Source organism: Streptomyces sp. ISL-98 (assembly GCF_018614055.1).
Taxonomy (GTDB): domain Bacteria; phylum Actinomycetota; class Actinomycetes; order Streptomycetales; family Streptomycetaceae; genus Streptomyces; species Streptomyces spiramyceticus.
On record NZ_JAGGPB010000001.1, the window covers coordinates 233,598 to 259,142 of the forward strand.

The window sequence follows — 25,545 nt, forward strand, 5'->3', positions numbered from 1 at the left end:
TCCCTTAGGCGGTGGGCGTCCCCGAGGGGTCCGTAGTCGGCGCGGTGGCTGGCGCCTTGACCGTCAGGTCGACGATCAGCACCACGCCGGTGGCAGTGGTGAGGCGGAGCTTGTACGGGCCCGCGTTGCCGTCGGTGTAGATCTTCGGCAGCTTCACCAGGCCATCGGCATCCGTCTTGAGCCCGGTGAGAGTGCGGACGGTCTTGTCCTCCTCGCCCTCGCCGACCTCGAAGTACGGGCCCTTGTCGTTCACCGCCCAGTCCTTCGCGGGCGCGTCGGCGTCCTCAGTGACCATCGTCGCGGTCACTGCGACGCCCGCCGCGGCCTTCCCCTGGTACGTCGCCTTCAGCTCGACGAGGTCGGCGAAGGATCCGTCGGTCTCGGCCGTGAGCTCCTCGTCGGAGGCGCGGGCCAGCGCGTCGCACTGCGGGGCGGGCGCCGGCTTGGCCTTGACCGTGGCGCCGAAACCGGCGGCGGGCGCGCTGGTGTTCAGGGCCTTGGCGCGGACGGTGAAGGTACCCGCCTGGCCGCCCGCACTGAGCACGGGGGCGGTGGCGATGCCGTCGGAGCCGGTGGTGACGGTGACGCGGGTCGCGTCACCGGGGAAGTGGGCGCCGGTCTCGCCGACGATCTGGAACTGGACCTTGGCGCCCGGCACGGTCTTGCCCGCGGAGGTCTTGGCCCGTACGCGCAGCCGGTCGGCGAAGTTCTCGCCGGCGGTGGCGGTCACGGTCGCCGTGCCGAGGCGCTCAAGGGCGGTGAGGGGCGCTGCAGGCGGGGTGGTGGGAGGCGGTGTCGGGGTCGGTGTGCCGCCGCCGTCCGGCTTCGTGGGCTCGGAGGGCTTGTTGTCCCCGGGCTTGTCCGGGGAGGCCGGGTTGCCCGGGCTGGACGGCGGGGTCTTGCCGGGGGAAACGGGCAGGCCGCTTCCCTTTCCGCCGCCGTTGCCGCCGTTGTTGCCGCCATTGCTGTCGGGATCCGTGCTGACCGGCAGGACTCCGGAGCCGTCCGGGACCTCGTGGCTGCCGCGCTTGTAGTAGTCGAACCAGGACATGACCGTACGCAGGTACTCGCGCGAGTGGTTGTAGCCGAGGATCGCCTTGTCGAGGTCGCTCTGGATGCCCAGGTCGCGGTCGTTGGCGCAGAGGTAGCGGCCCGCGGCGAGCGCCGCGTCGTAGATGTTGTTGGGGTTCTTACGTCCGTCGCCGTTGCCGTCCTGGCCCCAGGTCGCCCAGGTCGAGGGGATGAACTGCATCGGGCCGACCGCGCGGTCGTGGGCCTTGTCGCCGTCGTACGCGCCGCCGTCGGTGTCCGAAATGTTGGCGAAGCCGACGCCGTTGAGCACGGGTCCGAGAATCGGCGTCAGGGTGGTGCCGTCGGCGTCGACGCGACCGCCGCGCGCCTGGCCGGACTCCACCTTGCCGATCGCGGCGAGCAGTTGCCAGGGAAGCCGGCAGCCCGGGTCGGAGCCCTCGATGGTCGTTTCCGCACGCTTGTACGCGGCGAGCACCGAGGCGGGTATGCCCGCTTCCGCGGCGCCGGTGGCTGCCGGGAGGTTGATTGAAGTGCCCGGCTTGTCCGGTGTATTCAGAGGCGGAAGGTCCGTGAAGTAGGGCGAGTTACCGGACACCGGAGTGCCGGGAGGCTCGGTCGCGCCGGCCGCTCTCTGGTCGACGGAGGACGTTATGACGCCCGGCGCCTGCGAGGCGGAGAGGGCTGCCACGGCGAGCGCCGCCACTGTGGTGGCTGTCGCCCCCTTGCGCAGCCTGCGGCCGAATTGTGCTGCCATACTTCTGGCCCCTCCCCGTCAAGGCTGTTCGCGCTCCCCAGCGCAAGGACTCTGCGACACTACGACAACTCCAGGCGCCCGGACACCGGCAGTTGTCCCCTTATTGCCGGTTGTTCACTTAAATTCACCTCGGCGCAGGGACCGGCATACTGATCGTCACAGATCAGAAGCGGTCCGGGGGGGCCTTTGCCGTTCACACTCAGCCATGCTGCGGCGGTGCTGCCGGGCATTCGTCGCGACGGAACCGCGCGCGGTCCGCTGCTCGCATCGGCGCTCGTCGCAGGGTCGTTCGCGCCCGACATGACGTACTTCGCCGCAACCGCCGCCCCGGCCGCGATGACCTTCGGCGACGTCACCCATTCCCTCCCCGGCATCGTCACGGTCGACGTACTGATCACGGCGGCACTGGTGGGGCTGTGGCTGCTGCTGCGGGAGCCGCTGCTGGCACTGGTGCCGCGCCACCGGCAGGCCCGCTTCCACGGCTTCGTACGCGGCCAGGACTGGTCCGGGATTCAACTCCCCTCACTCGCCTGGCGGTTCTTCCTCTCGGCGGCCATCGGCGCGTGTACGCACGTCGTCTGGGACGCCTTCACGCATCTGGACCGGTGGGGCATGAGACTGCTGCCGGTGCTCGGTGAGGTCGTCGCCGGTTTCCCGATGTACATGTACGCCCAGTACGGCGGCTCGGCCGTCGCTCTCGCGGCGATCGTGTGGTTCACGGTGTCGGCGCTGCGCCGCCGGCCCGACGGGCCCGCCCCCAACTCCGTACCCGCACTGGACGCGCGCGGCCGATGGACGGCGGGCGTGCTGCTGGCGCTGTGCGTGCTGATCGGCGTCGTACACCGGTGTGTTCGCTGGTACGCCGCTCAGACCGCGCAGCTGAATCCCCTCGACTTCGTACCGACCGCGTGCTTCGGCGCCGGAGCGGGCCTCGCCGTGGGGCTTGTGCTGTACGGCGCCGCAGTGCGGCTGAAGCTGCGCGGCACATCGAACCGGATCGCTGCCGCGGAATCCGGTCCTCAGTCGCCGGACGGGCTCAATGTTCCGGCCAGGGCAGGCACATCAAGCCCGTCCGGCGACTGAGGACGCTCCCGTAGGGCCCCCGGGGGGGCCTACGGGAGCGTCAAGCGCGTGTCAGTGCGCGGCGGACTCCCAGTCGGCGCCCACGCCCACCGACACATCGAGCGGGGCGCGCAGGCTGACGGCGCCGGCCATCTCGCGGCGGACGATCTCCTCCACCCGCTCGCGCTCGCCCGGCGCCAGCTCCAGGACGATTTCGTCGTGGACCTGAAGCAGCATCCGGGTGTTCAGGCCGGCCTCCGTCAGCGCCCGGCCGACGTTCAGCATGGCGACCTTCACGATGTCGGCGGCCGTGCCCTGGATCGGGGCGTTCAGCGCCATCCGCTCGGCCGCCTCACGGCGCTGGCGGTTGTCGCTGTTCAGGTCCGGGAGGTAGCGGCGGCGGCCAAGCATCGTCGCCGTGTACCCGGTGGCACGCGCCTCGTCGACGACACGGCGCAGGTAGTCACGCACACCGCCGAACCGCTCGAAGTACGTGTCCATCAGCGCCCTGGCCTCGCCCGCGTCGATGTTCAGCTGCTGGGACAGGCCGAAAGCGGACAGGCCGTAGGCCAGGCCGTACGACATGGCCTTGATCTTGCGCCGCATCTCCGCGTCGACCGCCGACCGCTCCACGCCGAACACCTGCGAGGCGACCGTGGTGTGCAGGTCCTCACCGGAAGTGAACGCCTCAATCAGGCCCTCGTCCTCCGAAAGGTGCGCCATCACGCGCAGCTCGATCTGGCTGTAGTCCGCGGTCATCAGCGACTCGAAGCCCTCGCCGACGACGAAACCGCGGCGGATGGCCCGGCCCTCGTCCGTACGCACCGGCACGTTCTGCAGGTTGGGGTCGGTGGAGGAGAGACGGCCGGTCGCCGCGACCGTCTGGCTGAAGGTGGTGTGGATCCGGCCGTCGGCGGCGATCGTCTTGATCAGACCCTCGACGGTGGACCGCAGCCGGGCCTGCTCACGATGACGCAGCATGATCACCGGCAGCTCGTGCTCGGTCTGGGCGGCCAGCCATGCCAGCGCGTCCGCGTCCGTGGTGTAACCGGTCTTGGTCTTCTTCGTCTTGGGGAGGTTCAGCTCGGCGAAGAAGACCTCCTGGAGCTGCTTGGGCGAGCCGAGGTTGAACTCGTGACCCACCGAGGCATGCGCCTCCTTCACGGCCTGCTGCACCGCCGCGGCGAACTGCTGCTCCATCGCCTCCAGATGGGCGCGGTCGGCGGAGATGCCGTGCCGCTCCATCTGGGCCAGCAGCAGGGACGTGGGCAGTTCCACATCGTGCAGCAGCTCGGTGGCGCCCACTTCCTTCAGCTTCTCGCCGAACGCCTCGCCCAGATCGAGGACCGCACGGGCCTGTGCCATCAGGGCATCGGCCTCGGCCTGCTCGTCCGTACCGAAGGCCAGCTGCCCGTCGGCGGCGGCCGGGGCCAGCTCACGGTGGAGGTACTCGACGGACAAGGCGTCCAGCGCGAAGGACCGGCGGCCGGGCTTGACCAGGTAGGCGGCGAGCGCGGTGTCCATCGTGATGCCCGTGATGTGCCAGCCGTGCTCCGGGAAGACCCGCAGCGCGTCCTTGGCGTTGTGCATGATCTTCGGACGGGCGGGGTCGGCGAGCCAGGCGGCGAAGGCCTGCTCGTCGGACTCGTCGAGCTGGGTCGTGTCGAACCAGGCCGCCTTGCCGTCGGCGGCAGCCAGCGCGACCTCGCTGACATTGCCGACACCCAGGGCCCAGGTGGCAACGGTGGCCACGCCGAGCGGCTGCCCGCCGTGCTGCTCCAGCCAGGCGGCCACCTCGCCGGCGCCCAGCACCGTACCGTCCAGCTGGACACCGGCGTCCGGGGCCGGGGCCTCTTCCTCCTCCGCCCCCGGGTCGACGAAGAGCAGCCGCTCCCGCAGGCTCGGGTTGCGGATCTCCAGGACCTCCAGGAACCCCTTCAACGCGGACCTGTCGTACGGCGCGCGCTCCAGGTCCGCGACGGTCTTGGGCAGCTCCACGTCACGCACCAGCTCGGTGAGGTGGCGGTTGAGCTTGACGGACTCCAGGTGGTCGCGCAGGGCCTGCCCGACCTTGCCCTTGACCTCGTCGGCGCGCTCGACCAGCTCCGCGAACGAACCGAACTGGTTGATCCACTTCGTGGCGGTCTTCTCACCGACGCCGGGGATGCCCGGCAGGTTGTCCGACGGGTCGCCGCGCAGGGCGGCGAAGTCCGGATACTGCGCCGGGGTCAGCCCGTACTTCTCCTCGACCTTCGCCGGGGTGAAGCGGGTCAGCTCGGAGACGCCCTTGGTCGGGTACAGCACGGTCACATGGTCGGAGACCAGCTGGAAGGAGTCCCGGTCGCCGGTGACGATCAGCACGTCGAAGCCGGCGGCCTCGGCCTGCGTGGCCAGGGTGGCGATGATGTCGTCGGCCTCGAAGCCGTCCACCGCGAACCGCTCCGCGTTCATGGTGTCCAGCAGCTCGCCGATCAGCTCGACCTGCCCCTTGAACTCGTCGGGGGTCTTCGACCGGTTCGCCTTGTACTCGGGGAAGTCCGCCGAGCGCCATGTCTTGCGCGACACGTCGAAGGCCACCGCGAAGTGCGTGGGCGACTCGTCGCGCAGCGTGTTCGCCAGCATCGACGCAAAGCCGTAGATGGCATTCGTCGGCTGGCCGCTCGCGGTGGTGAAATTCTCCGCAGGCAGCGCGAAGAACGCCCGGTACGCCAGGGAGTGCCCGTCCATGAGGAGCAGGCGGGGACGGTTTTCTGCGGTCTTCTTCGATGCTGTCTCTGACACGCCCCCGATCCTAGGCCGCACCACTGACAATCCGGGCCCGCGCCCTCGCACTGTCAGCGCAGCGTGACAGGATCGGAGATGCACGTAACAGAACCGCACGCTCAAAGGGGAGCGCCATGGCTGCCAAGCCGCCCGCAGGTGACCCGGTCCAGGACGCGCCGCAGGTCGTACCTCCCCAGCACGCCGCGGCCGGGCTGCCCGCCATCGGGCACACCCTGAAGATCGCCCAGCAGCAGATGGGCGTGCGCCGCACCGCGCAGACCCTCCTCAAGGTCAACCAGAAGGACGGCTTCGACTGTCCCGGCTGCGCCTGGCCCGAGGAGGACAAGCGGCACACCGCCGAATTCTGCGAGAACGGCGCGAAGGCCGTCGCCGAGGAAGCGACGCTGCGCCGCGTCACACCCGACTTCTTCGCCGCGCACCCGGTCGCCGACCTGGCCACCCGCAGCGGGTACTGGCTGGGCCAGCAGGGCCGCATCACCCAGCCGATGTATCTGGCAGAGGGCGCGGAGCGGTACGACGCGGTGACCTGGGAGCACGCCTTCGAGATCATCGCGGAGGAGCTCAAGGCACTGGACTCCCCCGACGAGGCGCTCTTCTACACCTCAGGCCGCACCAGCAACGAAGCCGCCTTCCTGCTCCAGCTCTTCGCCCGCGAGTTCGGCACCAACAACCTGCCGGACTGCTCCAACATGTGCCACGAGTCGTCGGGCTCGGCCCTGACGCAGACCATCGGCATCGGCAAGGGCAGTGTCTCCCTCGAAGACCTGCACCAGGCCGACCTGATCGTCGTCGCCGGACAGAACCCGGGCACCAACCACCCGCGGATGCTCACCGCCCTGGAGAAGGCCAAGGCCGCGGGCGCACAGATCATCTCGGTGAACCCCCTGCCCGAGGCGGGACTTGAGCGCTTCAAGAACCCGCAGACACCGCAGGGCATGATCAAGGGCGCCGCCCTCACCGACCTCTTCCTGCAGATCCGGCTCGGTGGCGACCAGGCCCTCTTCCGGCTGCTGAACAAGCTGATCCTGGAGACCGAAGGCGCCGTCGACGACACGTTCGTCCGCGAGCACACCCACGGTTACGAGGAGTTCGCGGCCGCGGCCCGCGCCGCGGACTGGGACGAGACCCTCGCCGCCACCGGCCTCGAACGCTCGAAGATCGAGCAGGCCCTCGCCATGGTCCTCGCGTCGAAGCGCATCATCGTGTGCTGGGCCATGGGCCTCACCCAGCACAAGCACGCCGTGCCGACCATCCGCGAAGTCGTCAACTTCCTTCTGCTGCGCGGCAATATCGGCCGCCCCGGGGCCGGAGTCTGCCCCGTGCGCGGGCACTCCAACGTGCAGGGCGACCGCACCATGGGCATCTTCGAACGCCCCGCGCCCGCCTTCCTCGACGCCCTCGACAAGGAATTCGGCATCACGTCGCCGCGCCACCACGGTTTCGACGTCGTACGGTCCATCCAGGCCCTGCGCGACGGCGAAGCCAAGGTCTTCTTCGCCATGGGCGGCAATTTCGTCGGCGCGACCCCCGACACCGACGTCACCGAGGCCGCCATGCGCAAGGCCCGCCTGACCGTCCACGTATCCACGAAACTCAACCGCTCGCACGCCGTCACCGGGACCCGCGCGCTGATCCTGCCCACCCTCGGCCGCACCGACAAGGACGTCCAGGCCGGTGGCAAGCAGTTCGTGACCGTCGAGGACTCCATGGGCATGGTGCACGCCTCCCGCGGCAACCTCACCCCCGCGAGCCCCCACCTGCTGTCCGAGCCCGCCATCGTCGCCCGGCTGGCACGCGCCACCCTCGGCCCCGCCTCCGCCACGAACTGGGAGGACTTCGAGAAGGACTACGCGACGATCCGCGACCGGATCTCCCGCGTCGTCCCCGGCTTCGAGGACTTCAACACCCGCATCGCCCACCCCGGCGGCTTCACCCTCCCGCACGGCCCACGCGACGAACGGCGCTTCCCCACCGCCACCGGCAAGGCCAACTTCACCGCCGCACCCGTCGAGTACCCCGAGCTCCCCGAAGGCCGCCTGCTGCTCCAGACGCTGCGCTCCCACGACCAGTACAACACCACGATCTACGGCCTCGACGACCGCTACCGGGGCATCAAGGGCGGCCGCCGCGTCGTCCTCGTCAACCCGGACGACGCCCGCGACCTCGGCCTCGCCGACGGGGCGTACACCGACCTCGTCAGCGAGTGGAAGGACGGTGTCGAGCGCCGCGCCCCCGGCTTCCGCGTCGTCCACTACCCCACGGCGCGCGGCTGCGCCGCCGCCTACTACCCGGAGACCAATGTGCTGGTCCCCCTCGACTCCACCGCGGACACCAGCAACACCCCCGCGAGCAAGTCCGTGATCGTGCGTCTGGAACAATCTCCCACCGCCTAAGCGTTCGCTTAAGGACTAGGACGCCGTACGACGAATCGGAGCCGGGCCCCATGGGCGAGCAGACAGCAGTGAAGTTCCCGCAAGAGGTCATCGACGAGTACGCCTCACTCGGCGTCGACCTGCCCGCCCTCTTCTCCGCCGGACACCTCGGCACCCGCATGGGCGTGCAGATCATCGAGGCGGCCCCGGACCGCGTGGTCGGCACCATGCCCGTAGAGGGCAACACCCAGCCGTACGGCCTGCTGCACGGCGGCGCATCCGCCGTGCTCGCCGAGACCCTCGGCTCCATCGGCGCGATGCTGCACGGCGGCAGCTCCAAGCTCGCCGTCGGCGTCGACCTCAACTGCACCCACCACCGGGGTGCCCGCAGCGGCCTGGTGACGGGCGTGGCCACCCCCGTCCACCGCGGGCGCTCCACGGCGACCTACGAGATCGTCATCACCGACGAGCACGACAAGCGGGTCTGCACGGCCCGCCTGACCTGCATGCTGCGGGATGCGGACGCGGGCGGGGCGACTGCCTGACGAGGAGCAGCGGCCCGGCGCCCGCGAGCCGGGCTCCGGGCCGCAAAATCCGCTCAACTTCCCCTCCACAACAGGAAATCGGTCAAGCACCGGCCAAAGAATCCCGGCACTCTTGCCGCACCGGCCACCCGCGCGCTTCACTGTCGATCACCCCCACAGGAGAACCCCCGTCCCGCGCAACGAAGGGCTTCTCTTGACTGCCGTACCCGTACGTCTGAGTACCGTCACCGCCGCGGCCTGCGCCCTCGTCCTCGGCTCCGCCCTGCCGTCCTCGGCGATCAACTCCTACAACGCGACACCCGCACCGGAACGCACAGAGGTCGGCGCCCTGCTCGCCACCTGGGACAACGACGACAACCCCGCCACCCCCGACCGGGTCGACTGGGTCTGTTCCGGCACCATGATCGACACGGACACATTCCTGACCGCTGCGCACTGCACCACCGACTGGCCGGCGAACGTGAAGTTCTACGTCTCCCTCGACCAGGACGTACAGGGCGCACTCGACAAGGCCACCGCCGCCCACCCCGGCGACCCAGCGGCCGTCGCGAAGGCCGTCGCCGTCCAGGGCGCCGCACACAATCACCCCCACTACCCCGGCCCGGCCTCGGACACCCATGACATCTCGGTGGTCGAGCTCCCCGCCTCCCAGGTCAAGGCCCGCTGGTCCTTCACCCCCGCGTCCCTCCCCAAAGCCGGAGCCCTCGGCGCACTGGGCCCCCAGGGGCCGAAGGACACGTCATTCTTCGTCGCGGGCTACGGCACCCAGGAAGCCCAGCGCGGCCCCGGCGGCCACACCCACCCCGGCGGCGGTGTCCGAATGAAGGCCCCGGTCACGTACGACGCACTGAACGCCGCCTGGCTGCGCCTCGCCATGACCGCGCCGCAAGGAAACGGCGGCGCCTGTTACGGCGACTCCGGCGGCCCGAACTTCGCCACGCTGGGCGGCAAGATCACCCTGGTCGCCACCACGATCACCGGCGACACCCCGTGCTACGCCACGAACGTCACGTACCGCCTGGACACGCCGGGCGCCCGCGCCTTCCTTTCCCCGTTCGCAAAGCTGCCGTAAGGGCGGCGTCATGCCTGTTGTGTCACAGATCGTGACGACCTAGCTTTCCCTCATGGGGACCAGACCGCACGCTCCGGCCAGGTACGCCGTCTGCCTACTCCTGGCCACCGCACTGGGCGTCGTGGGCTGCTCGGATTCTCCTTCGGCCCGTCAGCCCACAACGCCAACCCCCGCACCACAAAAGACCTCACCCGAAGAGACATGCACCAAACTCGTCTCCTATTGGGCCAAAGAGACACTCAAGGGCAGTAAATGGTCAGGGCTCGACTGGGAACAAAAGGGCTTGTCCAATGAGCAGTACGCGATACATGAAGAGATCGTCGCCGCAGGCCGCGCCGAAGCGAAGCATCAAGGGCGCGAAGCGGGCCTCCGGTTGATCGACCGCCTGGCCAAGCAGAAGTGCGTAGCCCAGAACGGCGCCATCGGCAGCTCGGAGAATTGGCGCTCGCCTGAATAAGCGTAGATCATCCGCGCCAACTCCCGGCTCACGCAAAGCCGTTGGGGCCTTCACCGCATCGCACGACCCGGAGCATCACACCGCAGGTCATAGCGCACAGGAACGCCTCGCGGCCACGGGGCCCACCCTCCCCTGATGTAACACTGCGTAATAAGGATGCAATCGAGAATCCGCGCGTCACGATCGACGTCGGTCACGTCGGCGATCGCACTAGTACCCTTCAGGCCATTTGTCCGTCCACGGCCTCAAGATCGCGCCAAGCGCCACAGCGGAACTGCACGTTCTCAGCATGTGGTCTTTTCCGTCGGCGAAATTATCGACGGTTCTGTCCGCACTGGCCCGCCCAGCGTTGGCCTTGGCATAACAAGAGAGTCACATCCTGACTTCACACCTCCACGACCCCTCCACCTCCGCCTAGAGTCACGGCCAGTCACCGCGCCGCCGGGCGCGTCTGCTGCACGGCCCAGTACCAACCAGTACGGCCCGGCGATCGTCACGGCACCTCAGCAGAGGAGGCCGCGCCAGGGAAAGGACTTTTCGTGCGACACCGTTCTTTGCTCATTCTCACCACAGTGCTCACCACCGGAGCACTGACGCTCACCGCCTGTGGGTCGCGCGACGACAACAAGGGCGGCGGCGACAGCGGCAAGACCACCGTCGTCATCGGTGTCGACGCACCACTGACCGGCTCCCTCTCCGCGCTCGGCCAGGGCATCAAGAACTCCGTGGACCTCGCGGCCAAGACCGCGAACAAGAACAACGAGGTCCCGGGCATCGAGTTCAAGGTCGAGGCCCTCGACGACCAGGCCGTTCCCGCCTCCGGCAAGGCCAACGCCGCGAAGCTCGTCGGCAACAAGGACGTCATCGGCGCCGTCGGCCCGCTGAACTCCGGCGTCGCCCAGTCGATGCAGGGCGACTTCGAGAAAGCCGGTGTCGTCCAGGTCTCCCCGGCCAACACCAACCCGGCACTGAGCCAGGGTGACAACTGGGCCAAGGGCGAGCTGAAGCGTCCGTTCAAGACGTACTTCAGGACCGCGGCCACGGACGTCGTCCAGGGCAAGTTCGCCGCCCAGTACCTGTACAACGACGCGAAGAAGCGCAAGGTCTACGTCGTCGACGACAAGCAGACCTACGGCGCCGGCCTCGCCGCCATCTTCTCCGCCGAATTCAAGCGGCTCGGCGGCAAGATCGCCGGCACCGACCACGTCACGGTGAAGGAGACCGACTTCTCCAGCACCGCCGACAAGGTCAAGTCGTCGAAGGCGGACTCCGTCTACTTCGGTGGCCAGTACCCCGAGGGCGGCCTGCTCTCCGACCAGATCAAGAAGACCGGCGCCAAGATCCCCACCATGGGCGGCGACGGCATCTACGACCCGGCCTTCATCAGCGCCTCCGGCGTGGCGAACGACGGTGACTTCGCGACCTCCATCGGCTACCCGGTCGAGAAGCTCCCGACCGCCAAGAAGTTCATCGCCGACTACGAGGCCGCCAAGTACAAGGACCCGTACGCGGCCTACGGCGGCTACTCCTACGACGCCGGCTGGGCCATCATCCAGGCCGTCAAGGCCGTCGTCGCGGACAACGACGGCAAGCTGCCGGACGACGCCCGCGCCAAGGTCGTCGAGGCCATGGCCAAGGTCTCCTTCGACGGCGTGACCGGCAAGGTCGCCTTCGACGAGTACGGCGACACCACGAACAAGCAGCTCACCGTCTACAAGGTCGAAGGCAAGGACTGGAAGGACGTCAAGTCCGCCACCTTCGAGGACTGATCCACCGCACCACCCGCACCACCTGCTCCGCCCGCGCCACACGCTCCACCTGAATCAAACCGCGCGAGGGCGCAACAGCGCCCTCGCGCGGAGTCATATCCGACAAGCTCATCGGAGGCCCTGCGGTGCACGAACTGCCGCAACAGCTGGCCAACGGCCTTGCACTCGGCGCCCTTTATGGCCTCATAGCCATCGGGTACACCATGGTGTACGGCATCGTCCAGCTCATCAACTTCGCCCACGGCGAGATCTTCATGATCGGGGGCTTCGGCGCCCTCACCGCCTACATCGCGCTCCCCAGCGGAACGTCGCTCCTCGTGGCCATTCCCCTCATGATCGTCGGCGGCGCCATCGCCTCGGTCGCCGTCGCCACCGCCGCGGAACGCTTCGCCTACCGACCGCTGCGCGGCGCGCCCAGGCTGGCCCCGCTCATCACCGCAATCGGCCTCTCGATTGTTCTCCAGCAGCTTGTCTGGGGCCTCTACCCCGACGCGAAGAAGCCGCGCAGCTTCCCCGAGTTCCAGGGTGAGTCGTTCAAGCTGTTCGACAACCTGTACCTCCAGCGCGCCGACGCCTTCGTCCTCGTCCTCGCCCCCCTGTGCATGCTCGCCCTCGGCCTGTTCGTCGCCAAGAGCCGCAGCGGCCGCGCCATGCAGGCCACCGCGCAGGACCCCGACACGGCGAAGCTGATGGGCATCAACACCGACCGCATCATCGTGATGGCCTTCGCCATCGGTGCTGCGTTCGCCGCCGTCGCCGCCGTCGCGTACGGCCTCGACAAGGGCCAGATCAACTTCGAGATGGGCTTCATCCTCGGACTCAAGGCCTTCACGGCCGCCGTCCTCGGCGGCATCGGCAACATCTACGGAGCCATGGTCGGCGGAGTCGTCCTCGGCCTCGCGGAATCCCTGTCGATCGCCTACATCGAAGAGATTCCCGGGATGCAGCAGCTCGGCGGCGGCGCTTGGGCCAACGTCTGGGCATTCGTACTTCTCATCGTCGTGCTCCTCGTCAGGCCACAAGGCCTGCTCGGCGAGCGCGTCGCGGATCGGGCGTGAGAGCCATGACAACCGACACCACGCAGACAGCCGAAGCCACCCCGGCGAACAGCAGCTCCCGCGCCGACCTCCTCCGCTGGCTCACCGCCATCGGCGGGCTCGCCACCACCGCCAGCACGTTCCTGTCCTGGACCTACACGAGCGAGTTCCCCGGCGACCTCACCGTCTACGGATACCCCGGCGGCCTCCAGGTCCTCACCCTCGTCGCAGGCCTGCTCACCACCCTGTACGCCCTGGCCTCGCTCGACATCAAGGGCCTGCGCTGGCTGGCGCCCACGGGCAGCACCCAGGCCCTGCGCCTGCTCGCCCTCGGCGCCCTCGGCACCACCTGGTTCACGGTCATCGCCATCGCCGTCGAACTCGGCGGCGTCGTCAACCTCGAACCGGGCGGCTTCGTCGCAGCCGTAGCCGCAGTCATCCCCGTCGCCGCGGCCTTCCAGCTCCCCGACGACACCCGCAAGGCCCGGCGCCCCAAGGAACTCCCCTCCTGGGCCGAGATCCTGATCATCGTCGCCGCCTTCGGCATCGGCCTGTTCGTCGTCACCTACGGCATCGACACCGAATACGCCGAACTCTTCACCGGCTACATGATCACCGCCGGCTTCGCCGTCGCCGCGCTCTTCAAGGCCGGCCTCATGGCACGCCTCTCGGGGCTCACGGCCAAGTACCGCTCCATCGCCGTGGCAGCCGCCTTCGTCGCCGCAGCGGCCTTCCCGTTCACCCAGAACACCGACCAGTTCACCCTCATCGCGGTCAACATCCTCATCTTCGCGACCGTCGCACTCGGGCTGAACATCGTCGTCGGCCTCGCCGGACTCCTCGACCTCGGATACGTCGCCTTCCTCGGCGTCGGCGCGTACACCGCGGCCCTGGTCTCGGGCACGACCGCTTCCGCCTTCGACGTCCAGTTCCCCTTCTGGGCATCCGTCCTCACCGGAGGCGCGGTCTCCCTGATCTTCGGCGTCGTCATCGGTGCACCGACCCTGCGCCTGCGCGGCGACTACCTCGCCATCGTCACCCTCGGCTTCGGCGAGATCTTCCGCATCACCGTCGGCAACCTCGACGGCGTATCAGGACCGCAGGTCACCAACGGCCCCAACGGCGTACCGAACGTCCCCGACCTCGTCTTCTTCGGATACGACTTCGGCGAATCCCACTCCATCGGCGGCTTCGAACTCGGGTCGTACGCCAACTACTACCTGCTGATGCTGCTCGCGATGATCCTCGTGATCCTCGTCTTCAGCCGCGCAGGCAGCTCCCGCATCGGCCGCGCCTGGGTCGCCATCCGCGAGGACGAGACCGCCGCCACCGCCATGGGCATCAACGGCTTCCGGGTCAAACTCATCGCCTTCGCCCTGGGCGCCACCCTCGCCGGCCTGGCCGGCACGGTCCAGGCACACGTCCAGAGCACCGTGGTCCCGGAGATGTACGTCTTCGCCGGCCCCGTACCGCCCAACTCCGCCTTCCTCCTCGCCGCCGTCATCCTCGGCGGCATGGGAACCATCAGCGGACCCCTCATCGGCGCCACGCTTCTGTACATGATCCCGGCCAAGCTGCAGTTCCTCCAGGACTACCAGCTGCTCGGCTTCGGCATCGCGCTGATCCTGCTCATGCGCTTCCGCCCCGAAGGCCTCATCGCCAACCGGCGCGCCCAGCTCGAGTACCACGAGACCGACCAACTCGACGTACCGGACAAGGGCCTGACCGACTCCGGCGTCGGCATCACGAAGGCGGGGGCGTGAACGACATGACGACCACCACCGAGAACACCACCACCACCGGGACCACGGTCCTGGACGCCAGCGGCGTCACCATGCGCTTCGGCGGCCTCACCGCCGTACGCTCGGTCGACCTCAAGGTCAACGCCGGCGAGATCGTCGGCCTCATCGGCCCCAACGGCGCAGGCAAGACCACCTTCTTCAACTGCCTCACCGGGCTGTACGTCCCCACCGAAGGCAAGGTCTCCTACAAGGGCACCGTCCTGCCGCCCAAGCCCCACCTCGTCACCCAGGCAGGCATCGCCCGTACCTTCCAGAACATCCGGCTCTTCGCCAACATGACCGTTCTGGAGAACGTCCTCGTCGGACGCCACACCAGGACTAAGGAAGGCCTCTGGTCCGCCCTCCTGCGCGGCCCCGGCTTCAAGAAGGCCGAAGCCGCCTCCCACAAGCGGGCCATGGAGCTGCTCGAGTTCATCGGCCTGGAGAGCAAGGCCGACCACCTCGCCCGCAACCTCCCCTACGGCGAGCAGCGCAAGCTCGAAATCGCACGCGCCCTCGCCAGCGACCCGGGCCTGCTGCTCCTCGACGAGCCCACCGCCGGCATGAACCCGCAGGAAACCCGGGTCACCGAAGAGCTCATCTTCGCCATCCGGGACCAGGGCATCGCCGTACTCGTCATCGAGCACGACATGCGCTTCATCTTCAACCTCTGCGACCGCGTGGCCTGCCTGGTCCAGGGCGAGAAGCTCGTCGAAGGCACACCCGCCGTCGTCCAGGGCGACGAGCGGGTCGTCGCCGCCTACCTCGGTACGCCGTTCGAAGGCGCACCGGGCGCGGAAGAGGCCGCCGAAGTCGAAGCGGCCGAAGAAGCGCAGAGCACCGACAGCACCACCAGCAAGACCAGCACCACCAGCACCACCAGCCCGGAAGGGGAAACCCAGTGACCGCTCTCCTCGAGGTCGAGGACCTCAGGGTCGCCTACGGCAAGATCGAAGCCGTCAAGGGCATCTCCTTCAGCGTCGAAGCCGGCCAGGTCGTCACCCTCATCGGCACCAACGGTGCGGGCAAGACCACCACCCTGCGGACACTGTCCGGGCTGCTCAAGCCCTCCGGCGGCCGGATCACCTTCGACGGCAAACCGCTGAGCGGAGTCCCCGCTCACAAGATCGTGTCTCTGGGGCTGGCCCACTCCCCCGAAGGCCGGCACATCTTCCCGCGCCTCACCATCACAGAGAACCTCCAACTCGGAGCGTTCCTGCGGACGGACAAGGCGGGCATCGAGAAGGACATCCAGCGCGCCTACGACCTCTTCCCCATCCTCGGGGAACGCCGGAAGCAGGCCGCGGGCACCCTCTCGGGCGGCGAGCAGCAGATGTTGGCAATGGGACGGGCACTCATGTCCCAGCCCAAGCTCCTGATGCTCGACGAGCCGTCGATGGGCCTCTCCCCGATCATGATGCAGAAGATCATGGAGACCATCGTCGAGCTCAAGTCCCAGGGCACCACCATCCTGCTCGTCGAGCAGAACGCCCAGGCCGCCCTTTCACTGGCGGACGAGGCGCACGTGATGGAGGTCGGCACCATCAAGCTCTCCGGCCCCGGCCATGAGCTGCTCCACGACGAGTCCGTCCGCAAGACGTATCTCGGCGAGGACTGAGCCCGTACGAACAGCAGGAGGCCCGCACACCGAGCTCGGCGTGCGGGCCTCCTGCTGTCTCCTGCTTACTGCTTCTTTTACTGCTCCTTCGCCGCCTTCTTCTCCTCGGCGTCCTCAATGACCGCCTCGGCGACCTGCTGCATCGACAGCCGACGGTCCATCGACGTCTTCTGAATCCACCGGAAGGCAGCCGGCTCGGTCAGCCCGTACTGCGTCTGAAGAACCGACTTCGCCCGGTCCACCAGCTTCCGCGTCTCCAGCCGCTGCGTGAGGTCCGCGACCTCGGTCTCCAGCGCCTTCAGCTCCGTGAACCGCGACACCGCCATCTCGATGGCCGGTACGACGTCACTCTTGCTGAACGGCTTCACGAGATACGCCATCGCACCGGCGTCCCGGGCCCGCTCGACGAGATCGCGCTGCGAGAACGCGGTCAGCATCAGGACGGGGGCGATGGACTCCTCGGCGATCTTCTCGGCGGCGGAGATCCCGTCGAGGACGGGCATCTTCACGTCGAGGATGACGAGGTCGGGCCGGTGCTCACGAGCGAGCTCCACGGCCTGCTGCCCGTCACCGGCTTCGCCGACGACGGAGTAGCCCTCTTCCTCGAGCATCTCCTTGAGGTCGAGGCGGATGAGGGCCTCGTCCTCGGCGATGACGACACGGGTCGTCAGCGGCGGGACGTGCGACTTGTTGTCGTCGTCGGCGGCGGGCTGGGGCGACTCGGGGGAGGTCACGGGGCTCCTTGATCCAGGGCAGGTACAGCTCCCCCTGAGCCTACCTAGCTGCGGTATGGTGGACGCGCAGCGGGTCGGGGGCAACCTTCGATACCGCGAGCCCCGGTAGCCCAATTGGCAGCAGGCAATGGATTCAAAACCCATACAGTGTCGGTTCGAGTCCGACCCGGGGCACTTTTCCTTCATTTCGAAGGTCACGTATGAATCGTCGGAGTTCACGTGAACGTGTGAATAGTCGAGGTTCCGCAATCCATCCGTCGAGATCAAGCCAAGCTCGGCCATATGTACGACCTCGACACGCGCCAGAGCGTTCTGTCGCTCGTTGCCCAAGGCCGCAGCCTCAACTCCGTGAGCAAGCAGACGGGCATATCCCGGTCCGCGATCCGCGAGTGGCAGACCCGGATCGAACCGCTGCCACGCATGCTCGGGCAAGCCGCTTCATGCCCAAGGTGCCGGCCAGTGCCCTGCGTTCCCGACGACACCGTTGCGTATGCCTATCTACTGGGCCTCTACCTTGGTGACGGATGCATCAGCGAAAACGGTCGCGGCGGCTACTACCTGCGCGTCGCATGCGCCGACGCCTGGCCCGGACTGATCGGCTTGTGCCGAGCCGCCATCGTCGCTGTCCGCCCCGAAGACCGGGTGTGCATCCTTCAGCGGCAGGGCTGCGTGGCCGTCACCAGCTACGGTCGGCATTGGCCGTGCCTGTTCCCCCAACACGCGCCCGGCAAGAAGCATCAGCGCGTCATCGCGCTCGAACCCTGGCAGCAGCACGTCGTGGACGTCCATCCGTGGGAATTCATCCGCGGGCTGATTCACTCCGACGGTTGCCGGGTCATCAACTGGACCGAGAAGGTCACCGGTGGCAAGCGCAAGCGCTATGAGTACCCGCGGTACTTCTTCAGCAACAAGTCGGACGATATCCGCAAGCTGTTCAGCGACACCCTCACGATGGTGGGAGTCGAATGGACCACGCTCGCTCGGGGAACCGACCCGTTCAACATCTCCGTCGCCCGCAAGGCATCCGTCGCGCTCATGGACGCCCACGTCGGGCCGAAACACTGACCCGCGCCCCCGACAGGGAAGGGCCCCTCTTCGGAGGGGCCCTTTGCGGCGGCTACTTGGTGGCGGGGTCGTCCTCGCCGATGTGGTGGACTCGGACCAGGTTCGTCGAGCCTGCGATGCCGGGCGGGGAGCCGGCGGTGATGATCACTATGTCGCCCTTGTCGCAGCGGCCGATACGCAGGAGGTGCTCGTCGACCTGGGCGACCATCGCGTCGGTGGAGTCGACGTGGGGGCCGAGGAAGGTTTCGACGCCCCAGGTGAGGTTGAGCTGGGAGCGGGTCGCCGGGTCCGGGGTGAAGGCGAGGAGCGGGATCGGCGAGCGGTAGCGGGAGAGGCGCTTGACCGTGTCGCCCGACTGTGTAAAGGCGACGAGGTACTTCGCGCCGAGGAAGTCGCCCATGTCGGCGGCGGCGCGGGCGACGGAGCCGCCCTGGGTACGGGGCTTATTGCGTTCGGTGAGCGGCGGGAGGCCCTTGGCGAGGATGTCTTCCTCTGCTGCCTCGACGATGCGGCTCATCGTCTTGACCGTCTCGATGGGGTACTTGCCCACGCTCGTCTCGCCGGAGAGCATCACCGCGTCGGTGCCGTCGATGACGGCGTTGGCGACGTCGGAGGCTTCGGCGCGGGTGGGGCGGGAGTTTTCGATCATCGAGTCGAGCATTTGGGTGGCGACGATGACCGGCTTGGCGTTGCGCTTGGCGAGTTTGATGGCGCGCTTCTGGACGATCGGGACTTGTTCCAGGGGCATTTCGACGCCGAGGTCTCCGCGGGCGACCATGATGCCGTCGAAGGCGGCCACGATGTCGTCGATGTTTTCGACGGCTTGGGGCTTTTCGACCTTGGCGATGACGGGGAGCCGGCGGCCTTCTTCTTTCATGATGCGGTGGACGTCTTGGATGTCGCGTCCGCTGCGCACGAAGGAGAGGGCGATGATGTCGGCTCCGGTGCGCAGGGCCCAGCGGAGGTCTTCGATGTCTTTGTCGGAGAGGGCGGGGACGGAGACGGCGACGCCGGGGAGGTTGAGTCCCTTGTTGTCGGAGACCATGCCTCCTTCGATGACGAGGGTGTGGACGCGGGGTCCGTCGACCTCGGTGACTTCGAGGGTGACTTTGCCGTCGTCGACGAGGATGCGTTCGCCGGTGGTGACGTCGGCGGCGAGGCCTTCGTAGGTTGTGCCGCAGGTGTGGCGGTCGCCTTCGGTGGGCTCAACGGTGATGGTGAATTCGTCGCCGCGTTCAAGGAGTACGGGTCCTTCGCGGAAGCGTCCGAGGCGGATCTTCGGGCCTTGAAGGTCGGCGAGGATGCCGACGCTGCGGCCGGTCTCTTCGGAGGCTTTGCGTACGTGTTGGTAGCGCTCTTCGTGGTCGGCGTAGGTGCCGTGGCTGAGGTTGAAGCGGGCGATGTCCATTCCGGCTTCGACCAGTGCCTTGATCTGGTCGTATGTGTCAGTGGCGGGGCCAAGGGTGCAGACGATTTTTGCTCGGCGCATGGTTCGAGCCTAGGGCTTACCAGTCAGTAGACAATTGGCTGTGCATGACTGTCCAACAACCTTTGCATGAAGGGTTATTGACAAGTGTTGAATTGTGCGCGGGGGCGCGCTCCGATGAGCATGTGGCTCACAGTTGGGGTGGGGTCATGGTGAAGCGGGCGTTCACCTGGGCGTAGATGGTCTGGCGTTGTGGTTCGAGGTCGAGGGCGGGGGCTTCTTCTGCGCCTTCCGGGTAGGCCATCGACATGTGGCGGGCGCGGCCTGCGAAGGCGACGGGGACGGGGCCTGCGTCTTCGGCGCCGGGGTCGGCGAGTTCGAGGAGGGCGGAGAGCTCGGCGCCGAGTGCGTGGGCGTATTCGCGGGCGCGTTTGACGGCTTCTCGTACGGCTTGGCGGCGGACTTCGCCGTATGCGGGTGAGTCGGGGCGCATGCTCCACCAGGGGCCGTCGACTCGGGTGAGTTCGAGGTCGGCGAGGCGGGTGGTGAGTTCACCGAGGGCGGTGAAGTCGGTGAGGACTGCGGTGATGTAGACGCGGCCGTGGTAGGCGCGGATGCGTTCGCCGCGGCCGTGTTTGGTGAGTTCGGGGCTGATGGAGAAGGCGCCGGTTTCCAGCTTTTCGATGGCGTCGCCGTACGTTTTGACGAGGTCGAGGGCGATGGTGTTGCGCCGGGTGAGGTCTTCGAGTGCGGTGCGGCGGTCCGTACCGCGGGCGGTGACGGTGATTCCGATGCGGGCGATCTCGGGGTCGAATTCGAGGCGTGCTTCGCCTTGTACTGCGACGCGTGGGGCGTCCGGGGTGCCTGCGGTGCCCGGAGTGGCGTGCGGGGGTGTGGGGTTGTTCGGTTCGTCGGTCACTTCTCCACTGTCGCACTTGGGTCCGACAGGCGGCGGTCATCAGATCGAAACGCGTTGGGGGTGTTGCCGGATGTGGCTCCTGGGCCAGAATCTACGCGCGTCATTGTGCAATGGATCTAGGAGACAAGATGCCGCTGAACCGTAGGACGTTTCTGGGCCGTTCGGCCGCTGCCGCTGCTGCGGGGGCTGGTGTGGCGATCGCGGGAGGGGGCGTGGCCGCGGCCGCGGAGGCGGCGCCCGGTGAGGGTCGTGGGCGTTCGCCGAAGCGGTACTCGTTCACTGTCATGGGGACGACCGACCTGCATGGCAATGTCTTCAACTGGGACTACTTCACGGACAAGGAGTTCGACGACAAGGCGCACAACGATGTGGGTCTGGCGAAGATCTCGACCCTGGTGAACCGGATCCGGGAGGTGAAGGGCCGCCGCAACACGATGCTCATTGACGCGGGCGACACCATCCAGGGCACCCAGTTGTCGTACTACTACGCCAAGGTCGATCCGATCACGGCGCAGCACGGCCCTGTGCACCCGATGGCGCAGTCGATGAATGCCATCGGGTACGACGCGGCGGCTCTCGGCAATCACGAGTTCAATTACGGCATTCCGGTGCTGCGGAAGTTCGAGGAGCAGTGCGATTTTCCGCTGCTGGGTGCGAATGCGCTGGATGCGAAGACGCTGCGGCCGGCGTTTCCTCCGTACTTCATGAAGCGGCTGCGTACGCCGTGCGGTCGTGATGTGCGGGTGGCGGTTCTCGGGTTGACGAATCCGGGTATCGCGATCTGGGACAAGGCGAATGTGCAGGGGAAGATGACGTTCCCGGGGCTGGAGGAGCAGGCGGCGAAGTGGGTGCCGAAGCTGCGGTCCATGGGTGCGGATGTCGTCATAGTGTCGGCGCATTCGGGGTCGAGTGGCACGTCGTCGTACGGTGATCAGCTGCCGTACGTCGAGAATGCGGCGGGTCTGGTGGCCGAGCAGGTGGCGGGGATCGACGCGATTCTGGTCGGGCATGCGCACACGGAGATTGCCGAGTACTTCGTGGAGAACAAGGAGACCGGCAAGAAGGTTGTTCTGTCGGAGCCGCTCAAGTGGGGGCAGCGGCTGACGCTGTTCGACTTCGATCTGGTGTGGGCGAAGGGCCGCTGGGTGGTGGAGAAGGTGGGGGCGAAGGTGCTCAACTCCAACACGGTGGAGGAGGACCCGGAGATCACGAAGCTGCTGGGTGACGAGCACGAGAAGGTCGTGGCGTATGTCAACCAGGTGATCGGTAAGTCCACGGTGGCGATGACGACGGCGGAGGCGGCGTGGAAGGACGAGCCGCTCATTGATCTGATCAACCATGTTCAGGCGGAGACGGTGAAGGCGGCGCTGGCGGGGGGCGCGTATGCGGCGTTGCCGGTGCTGTCGCAGGCGTCGTGTTTCTCGCGGAGTGCGGTGGTGCCTGCGGGCGAGGTGACGATCAAGGATGCGGCGGGTCTGTATCCGTTCGAGAACACACTTGAGGCACGGCTGGTGAGTGGTGCCCAGCTGAAGGATTACCTGGAGTTCTCGGCGCGGTATTACGTGCAGACGGCGGCGGGGGCGCCGGTGGATACGGCGAAGCTGACGAATGCGGGCGGCATTCCTGACTACAACTACGACGTGGTGTCGGGTCCGGGTCTGACGTATGAGATCGATATTGCCAAGCCGGCTGGTTCGCGGGTGGTGAAGCTGTCGTTCGACGGGAAGCCGGTGGACGGGGCGGCGCAGTTCGTGCTGGCGGTCAACAACTACCGGGCGAGTGGTGGCGGGGCGTTTCCGCACATCGCGGGGTCGAAGCAGTTGTGGGCGAATTCCGAGGAGATCCGGAACACGATCATTACGTGGGTGAAGGGGAAGGGGACGGTGGATCCGGCGGAGTTCGCGGTGGTGGGGTGGAGGCTTACGCGGGACGGTACGCCGGTGTTCTAGGCGGGGTGCGGGTGCCGTGGCTCAAGCGCCGGACGGGCTGGATTGTCAGCCCGTCCGGCGTTTTCAGTTGCCCTGGGCCAGTGGTGTCAGAGCGGGTTGCTGGGACGGGATTCTGGGGGCTTCGCGGCGTTCCAGGCCGAAGCTGGTGAATGCCGTCCGGCTCGGCAGGGGGTAGGGCTCCTTGCCGGTCAGGGAGTTGAGGATCGTCGCGCTGCGCCATGCCGCGAGGCCGAGGTCCGGTGCTCCTACGCCGTGGGTGTGCCGTTCGGCGTTCTGTACGTACACCGAGCCGGTGACCGTGGGGTCGAGTACGAGGCGGAACTGGTCGTCGATGCGGGGGCGCTCGGCGGCGTCGCGGCGGATGTGGGGGTCCAGGCCGGCGAGGAGTTGTCCGAGGGGGCGTTCGCGGTAGCCGGTGGCGAGGACGACGGCGTCGGTGGTGAGGCGGGAGCGGGTGCCCTGCTGGAGGTGTTCGAGGTGGAGCTCGATCTTGCTGGTGGCGACGCGGCCTGCCGTACGTACGGACACTCCGGGGGTGAGGACGGCGTCGGGCCAGCCTCCGTGGAGGGTGCGTTGGTAGAGCTCGCTGTGGATGGCGGCGATGGTATCGGCGTCGATGCCTTTGTGGAGCTGCCACTGGCGGGGGACGAGTTCGTCGCGGGCCGACTCCGGGAGGGAGTGGAAGTAGCGGGTGTAGTCGGGGGTGAAGTGTTCCAGGCCGAGCTTGGAGTACTCCATGGGGGCGAATGCTTCGGTGCGGGCGAGCCAGGTGATCTTCTCGTGGCCGGTGGGGCGGGCGCGGAGGAGGTCGAGGAAGATTTCGGCGCCGGACTGGCCCGAGCCGATGACGGTGATGTGCTCGGCGGCGAGGAGGCGGTCTCGGTGGTCCAGGTATGCGGAGGAGTGGATGACGGGGACGGCGGGGGCTTCGGCGAGTGGTTTGAGGGGTTCGGGGATGCAGGGTTCTGTGCCTACGCCGAGGGCGACGTTGCGGGTGTAGGCGCGGCCGAGGGCTTCGGCTTCGCCCTCGGCGTCGAGTTGGGTGAAGTCGACTTCGAAGGCGTCGCGTTCGGCGTTCCAGCGGACGGCGTCGACCTGGTGGCTGAAGTGGAGGCCGGGGAGGGCGGAGCTGACCCAGCGGCAGTAGGCGTCGTATTCGGCGCGCTGGATGTGGAAGCGCTCGGCGAAGTAGAAGGGGAAGAGCCGCTCGCGGGTGCGCAGGTAGTTGAGGAAGGACCAGGGGCTTGCGGGGTCGACGAGGGTGACCAGGTCGGCGAGGAAGGGGACTTGGAGGGTGGCGCCTTCGATGAGGAGGCCGGGGTGCCAGTGGAAGGTGGGGCGCTGTTCGTAGAAGGCGGTGGCCAGGCCTCCGTGTACGCCGTCGGCGAGGGCGGCGAGGGAGAGGTTGAACGGGCCGATGCCGATGCCCACCAGGTCGTGGGGCTCGTCGGGCTCTTGGGTCGGGGGCGCGGCGGTCATCGGTGGGCAATGCCTTCCGGGAGTGGCAGGTGTGGCTTGGGTGGCAGGTGTCGCGTCGGTGGGAGGTGTGAGAGGAGGGCTTCCAGGTCGCTGGGGGTGGTGTGCGGGTTGAGCAGGGTGGCTTTCAGCCAGAGGCGGTTGTCGGCGCGGGCGCGGCCCAGGACTGCGCGGCCTTGGGTGAGGAGGGTGCGGCGGGTTGCGGCGATGTCGTCGTCGGTGGCGTGGGTGGGGCGGAAGAGCACGGTGCTGATGGTGGGGCGGTCGTAGAGCTCCAGGCCGGGGGTTTTCTCGACGAGGTCGGCGAGGTGCTGTGCGGCGGCGCAGGTGCGGTCGACGAGGTCGGCGAGTCCTTGGCGGCCGAGTGCGCGGAGTGTGACGGCGATTTTGAGGACGTCGGGGCGTCGGGTCGTACGGAGGGATCGGCCGAGGAGGTCGGGGAGGCCGGCTTCGGTGTCGTCGTCGGCGTTGAGGTAGTCGGCCTGGTGGGTGAGGCTGCTCAGGGTGGCGGTGTCGGGTACGGCGAGGAGGCCTGCGGCGACGGGTTGCCAGCCGAGTTTGTGCAGGTCGAGGGCGACGCTGTGGGCGCGGGCCAGGCCGGTGAGCCGGGTCTTGTGGGTGTCGCTGAAGATCAGGGGTCCGCCGTATGCGGCGTCGATGTGCAGTTCGGCGTTGTGCTGCGCGCAGAGGTCGGCGATTTCGGGGAGCGGGTCGATCTGGCCGGTGTCGGTGGTGCCTGCGGTGGCGGCGACGAGCACGGGGTGGTGGAGGTCGGTGAGGGCTTCGTCGAGTGCGATCAGGTCGATGACGCCTGCGGGGGCGGGGACGGTGACCGGCTCGGGGAGGCCGAGGAGCCAGGCGGCGCGGCGCAGTGAGTGGTGGGCGTTGGCTCCGCAGACGAGCTGTACGGCGCCGTGGCGTTCGCGGGCGAGGAGGAGGGCGAGCTGGTTGGCTTCGGTGCCGCCGGTGGTGACGAGGGCGTCGGGGGCGGGGCCGTCGGGGTAGACCTCGGCGGCGAGCGTACGGGCCACTTGGGCTTCCAGTACGGAGGCGGCGGGCGCCTGGTCCCAGGAGTCCAGGGACGCGTTGAGCGCGGACGCGGCGAGGTCGGCTGCGGTGGCGACGGCGAGCGGTGGGCAGTGCAGGTGGGCGGCGCAGAGGGGGTCGGCGGGGTCGGCGGCACCTTCGGTGAGGGCGCGGACGAGGGTACGGAGGGCTTCTTCGGCGCCGGTGCCGGTGGTGGGGAGCACGGGGTCGGCGGCGTTGCACAGGCGCGTCGCGGCGGCGTCGGGGCCGCCGGCGGGGAGTGGTCCGCCGCGGGCGACGGCGCCTTCGTGGAGGGCGTCGAGGACGGTGGCGAGGAGTGGCCGCAGGGCGGCCGGCCCGTCCTTGCCGCCGGCGAGGGGCGGGAGGGTTGTGCCGGTTGGCGGCGTACTCATTGCGGGGTCCTTCGGGTGCGCGCTGGGCTGGCACACCAGCGTGTACAGGCGTGGGCCGGTGCGTCCGCAGAGCTCAGTGAGCTGGACCCGAAAGTGGTATTGGGGGGTGAGGAGGGGGGGTTGGAGGGGGCTGAGCTGGTATAGGGGGCGGGTGCGGCCGGTGGGGCGGGTCGGGGACCGGTGAGGTGGGCGGTTACGGAGGGTTTGGCCGGGTGCGGGTGCCTGCGGCGCTGTTCCCCTGCCCTTCCCCAAGC

General features: G+C 68.1%; 19 protein-coding genes and 1 tRNA gene. 13 read left to right on the plus strand and 7 right to left on the minus strand.

All coding sequences use genetic code 11. The features are described from left to right. Positions 1 to 4: 4 nt before the first annotated feature. Entirely contained in the window at positions 5 to 1,786 is a 1,782-nt protein-coding gene (locus tag J7I98_RS01110; RefSeq protein WP_214914624.1) for a lytic murein transglycosylase, read from the minus strand. 186 nt (positions 1,787 to 1,972) lie between these two features. On the opposite strand from J7I98_RS01110, the gene J7I98_RS01115 reads away from it, so the two are divergent. Continuing rightward, positions 1,973 to 2,869 carry a DUF4184 family protein gene (locus J7I98_RS01115; RefSeq protein ID WP_214914627.1) on the plus strand — a complete coding sequence of 299 codons (897 nt, stop codon included), beginning with the start codon at positions 1,973 to 1,975 and terminating at the stop codon, positions 2,867 to 2,869. A gap of 51 nt (positions 2,870 to 2,920) precedes the next feature. Here the strand turns inward: J7I98_RS01115 and polA are convergent, their stop codons facing one another. Further along, positions 2,921 to 5,575 (minus strand): DNA polymerase I, encoded by a 2,655-nt coding sequence (gene polA, locus J7I98_RS01120; protein WP_251019996.1) that lies wholly within the window; start codon positions 5,573 to 5,575, stop codon positions 2,921 to 2,923. Positions 5,576 to 5,745: 170 nt separating this feature from the next. Between polA and J7I98_RS01125 the strand changes: the two genes are divergently transcribed. From J7I98_RS01125 to J7I98_RS01165, 9 genes are all read left to right on the plus strand, one after another. Continuing rightward, positions 5,746 to 8,025, plus strand: a complete 2,280-nt coding sequence (locus J7I98_RS01125) for an FdhF/YdeP family oxidoreductase (RefSeq protein ID WP_214914632.1) — start codon at positions 5,746 to 5,748, stop codon at positions 8,023 to 8,025. Positions 8,026 to 8,075: 50 nt separating this feature from the next. Further along, positions 8,076 to 8,549, plus strand: coding sequence for a PaaI family thioesterase (locus tag J7I98_RS01130; protein ID WP_214914635.1), 474 nt, complete (start codon positions 8,076 to 8,078; stop codon positions 8,547 to 8,549). 193 nt (positions 8,550 to 8,742) lie between these two features. Next, positions 8,743 to 9,621 carry a trypsin-like serine protease gene (locus J7I98_RS01135; RefSeq protein WP_214914638.1) on the plus strand — a complete coding sequence of 293 codons (879 nt, stop codon included), beginning with the start codon at positions 8,743 to 8,745 and terminating at the stop codon, positions 9,619 to 9,621. 52 nt (positions 9,622 to 9,673) lie between these two features. Continuing rightward, positions 9,674 to 10,078 carry a hypothetical protein gene (locus tag J7I98_RS01140; protein WP_214914641.1) on the plus strand — a complete coding sequence of 135 codons (405 nt, stop codon included), beginning with the start codon at positions 9,674 to 9,676 and terminating at the stop codon, positions 10,076 to 10,078. Positions 10,079 to 10,617: 539 nt separating this feature from the next. Then, positions 10,618 to 11,847, plus strand: coding sequence for a branched-chain amino acid ABC transporter substrate-binding protein (locus tag J7I98_RS01145; RefSeq protein WP_214914643.1), 1,230 nt, complete (start codon positions 10,618 to 10,620; stop codon positions 11,845 to 11,847). Positions 11,848 to 11,972: 125 nt separating this feature from the next. Further along, positions 11,973 to 12,905 (plus strand): branched-chain amino acid ABC transporter permease, encoded by a 933-nt coding sequence (locus J7I98_RS01150; protein WP_214914646.1) that lies wholly within the window; start codon positions 11,973 to 11,975, stop codon positions 12,903 to 12,905. Positions 12,906 to 12,910: 5 nt separating this feature from the next. After that, on the plus strand, positions 12,911 to 14,647 hold the full coding sequence (locus tag J7I98_RS01155) for a branched-chain amino acid ABC transporter permease (protein ID WP_214915623.1): 1,737 nt from the start codon (positions 12,911 to 12,913) through the stop codon (positions 14,645 to 14,647). A gap of 5 nt (positions 14,648 to 14,652) precedes the next feature. Further along, positions 14,653 to 15,570, plus strand: a complete 918-nt coding sequence (locus J7I98_RS01160; protein WP_214915629.1) for an ABC transporter ATP-binding protein — start codon at positions 14,653 to 14,655, stop codon at positions 15,568 to 15,570. Then, the gene (locus J7I98_RS01165) at positions 15,567 to 16,283 is read left to right on the plus strand and encodes an ABC transporter ATP-binding protein (protein WP_214914649.1); all 717 of its coding nucleotides are present in this window, start codon (positions 15,567 to 15,569) and stop codon (positions 16,281 to 16,283) included. Before J7I98_RS01160 ends, J7I98_RS01165 begins: the two co-directional genes overlap by 4 nt. Positions 16,284 to 16,360: 77 nt before the next feature. Here J7I98_RS01165 and J7I98_RS01170 read toward each other — a convergent pair whose 3' ends face one another. Beyond that, positions 16,361 to 17,017, minus strand: a complete 657-nt coding sequence (locus J7I98_RS01170) for an ANTAR domain-containing response regulator (RefSeq protein WP_214914652.1) — start codon at positions 17,015 to 17,017, stop codon at positions 16,361 to 16,363. A gap of 99 nt (positions 17,018 to 17,116) precedes the next feature. Here J7I98_RS01170 and J7I98_RS01175 point away from each other — a divergent pair. Beyond that, positions 17,117 to 17,191 (plus strand) — tRNA-Leu (locus J7I98_RS01175). Between the two features lie 108 nt (positions 17,192 to 17,299). Then, a complete protein-coding gene (locus tag J7I98_RS01180) occupies positions 17,300 to 18,082 on the plus strand; it encodes a helix-turn-helix domain-containing protein (protein WP_214914655.1) in 783 nt (260 codons plus the stop codon). A 52-nt stretch (positions 18,083 to 18,134) separates the two neighbouring features. On the opposite strand, the gene pyk is transcribed toward J7I98_RS01180, so the two are convergent. Together pyk and J7I98_RS01190 are read right to left on the minus strand one after the other, a co-directional pair. Then, entirely contained in the window at positions 18,135 to 19,571 is a 1,437-nt protein-coding gene (gene pyk / locus J7I98_RS01185; protein ID WP_214914658.1) for a pyruvate kinase, read from the minus strand. A 127-nt stretch (positions 19,572 to 19,698) separates the two neighbouring features. Next, complete coding sequence (locus tag J7I98_RS01190; RefSeq protein ID WP_214914663.1) at positions 19,699 to 20,427, minus strand: SIMPL domain-containing protein; 729 nt, start codon at positions 20,425 to 20,427, stop codon at positions 19,699 to 19,701. A 128-nt stretch (positions 20,428 to 20,555) separates the two neighbouring features. Here J7I98_RS01190 and J7I98_RS01195 point away from each other — a divergent pair, with 128 nt between their 5' ends. Continuing rightward, positions 20,556 to 22,376 (plus strand): bifunctional UDP-sugar hydrolase/5'-nucleotidase, encoded by a 1,821-nt coding sequence (locus tag J7I98_RS01195; RefSeq protein WP_214914666.1) that lies wholly within the window; start codon positions 20,556 to 20,558, stop codon positions 22,374 to 22,376. 63 nt (positions 22,377 to 22,439) lie between these two features. On the opposite strand, the gene J7I98_RS01200 is transcribed toward J7I98_RS01195, so the two are convergent. Further along, complete coding sequence (locus J7I98_RS01200; protein ID WP_214914669.1) at positions 22,440 to 23,855, minus strand: lysine N(6)-hydroxylase/L-ornithine N(5)-oxygenase family protein; 1,416 nt, start codon at positions 23,853 to 23,855, stop codon at positions 22,440 to 22,442. Then, positions 23,852 to 25,291, minus strand: a complete 1,440-nt coding sequence (locus tag J7I98_RS01205) for an aminotransferase class V-fold PLP-dependent enzyme (protein ID WP_214914671.1) — start codon at positions 25,289 to 25,291, stop codon at positions 23,852 to 23,854. Before J7I98_RS01205 ends, J7I98_RS01200 begins: the two co-directional genes overlap by 4 nt. Positions 25,292 to 25,545: the final 254 nt, after the last annotated feature.

What these genes read in the sequence shown, in the direction of transcription:
- J7I98_RS01110 (WP_214914624.1), bottom strand. Translation starts at nt 1,786, where the DNA reads ATGGCAGCACAATTCGGCCGCAGGCTGCGCAAGGGGGCGACAGCCACC.
- polA (WP_251019996.1), bottom strand. Translation starts at nt 5,575, where the DNA reads ATGGACGGGCACTCCCTGGCGTACCGGGCGTTCTTCGCGCTGCCTGCG.
- J7I98_RS01125 (WP_214914632.1), top strand. Translation starts at nt 5,746, where the DNA reads ATGGCTGCCAAGCCGCCCGCAGGTGACCCGGTCCAGGACGCGCCGCAG.
- J7I98_RS01130 (WP_214914635.1), top strand. Translation starts at nt 8,076, where the DNA reads ATGGGCGAGCAGACAGCAGTGAAGTTCCCGCAAGAGGTCATCGACGAG.
- J7I98_RS01140 (WP_214914641.1), top strand. Translation starts at nt 9,674, where the DNA reads ATGGGGACCAGACCGCACGCTCCGGCCAGGTACGCCGTCTGCCTACTC.
- J7I98_RS01155 (WP_214915623.1), top strand. Translation starts at nt 12,911, where the DNA reads ATGACAACCGACACCACGCAGACAGCCGAAGCCACCCCGGCGAACAGC.
- J7I98_RS01160 (WP_214915629.1), top strand. Translation starts at nt 14,653, where the DNA reads ATGACGACCACCACCGAGAACACCACCACCACCGGGACCACGGTCCTG.
- J7I98_RS01180 (WP_214914655.1), top strand. Translation starts at nt 17,300, where the DNA reads ATGTACGACCTCGACACGCGCCAGAGCGTTCTGTCGCTCGTTGCCCAA.
- pyk (WP_214914658.1), bottom strand. Translation starts at nt 19,571, where the DNA reads ATGCGCCGAGCAAAAATCGTCTGCACCCTTGGCCCCGCCACTGACACA.
- J7I98_RS01195 (WP_214914666.1), top strand. Translation starts at nt 20,556, where the DNA reads ATGCCGCTGAACCGTAGGACGTTTCTGGGCCGTTCGGCCGCTGCCGCT.
- J7I98_RS01200 (WP_214914669.1), bottom strand. Translation starts at nt 23,855, where the DNA reads ATGACCGCCGCGCCCCCGACCCAAGAGCCCGACGAGCCCCACGACCTG.
- J7I98_RS01205 (WP_214914671.1), bottom strand. Translation starts at nt 25,291, where the DNA reads ATGAGTACGCCGCCAACCGGCACAACCCTCCCGCCCCTCGCCGGCGGC.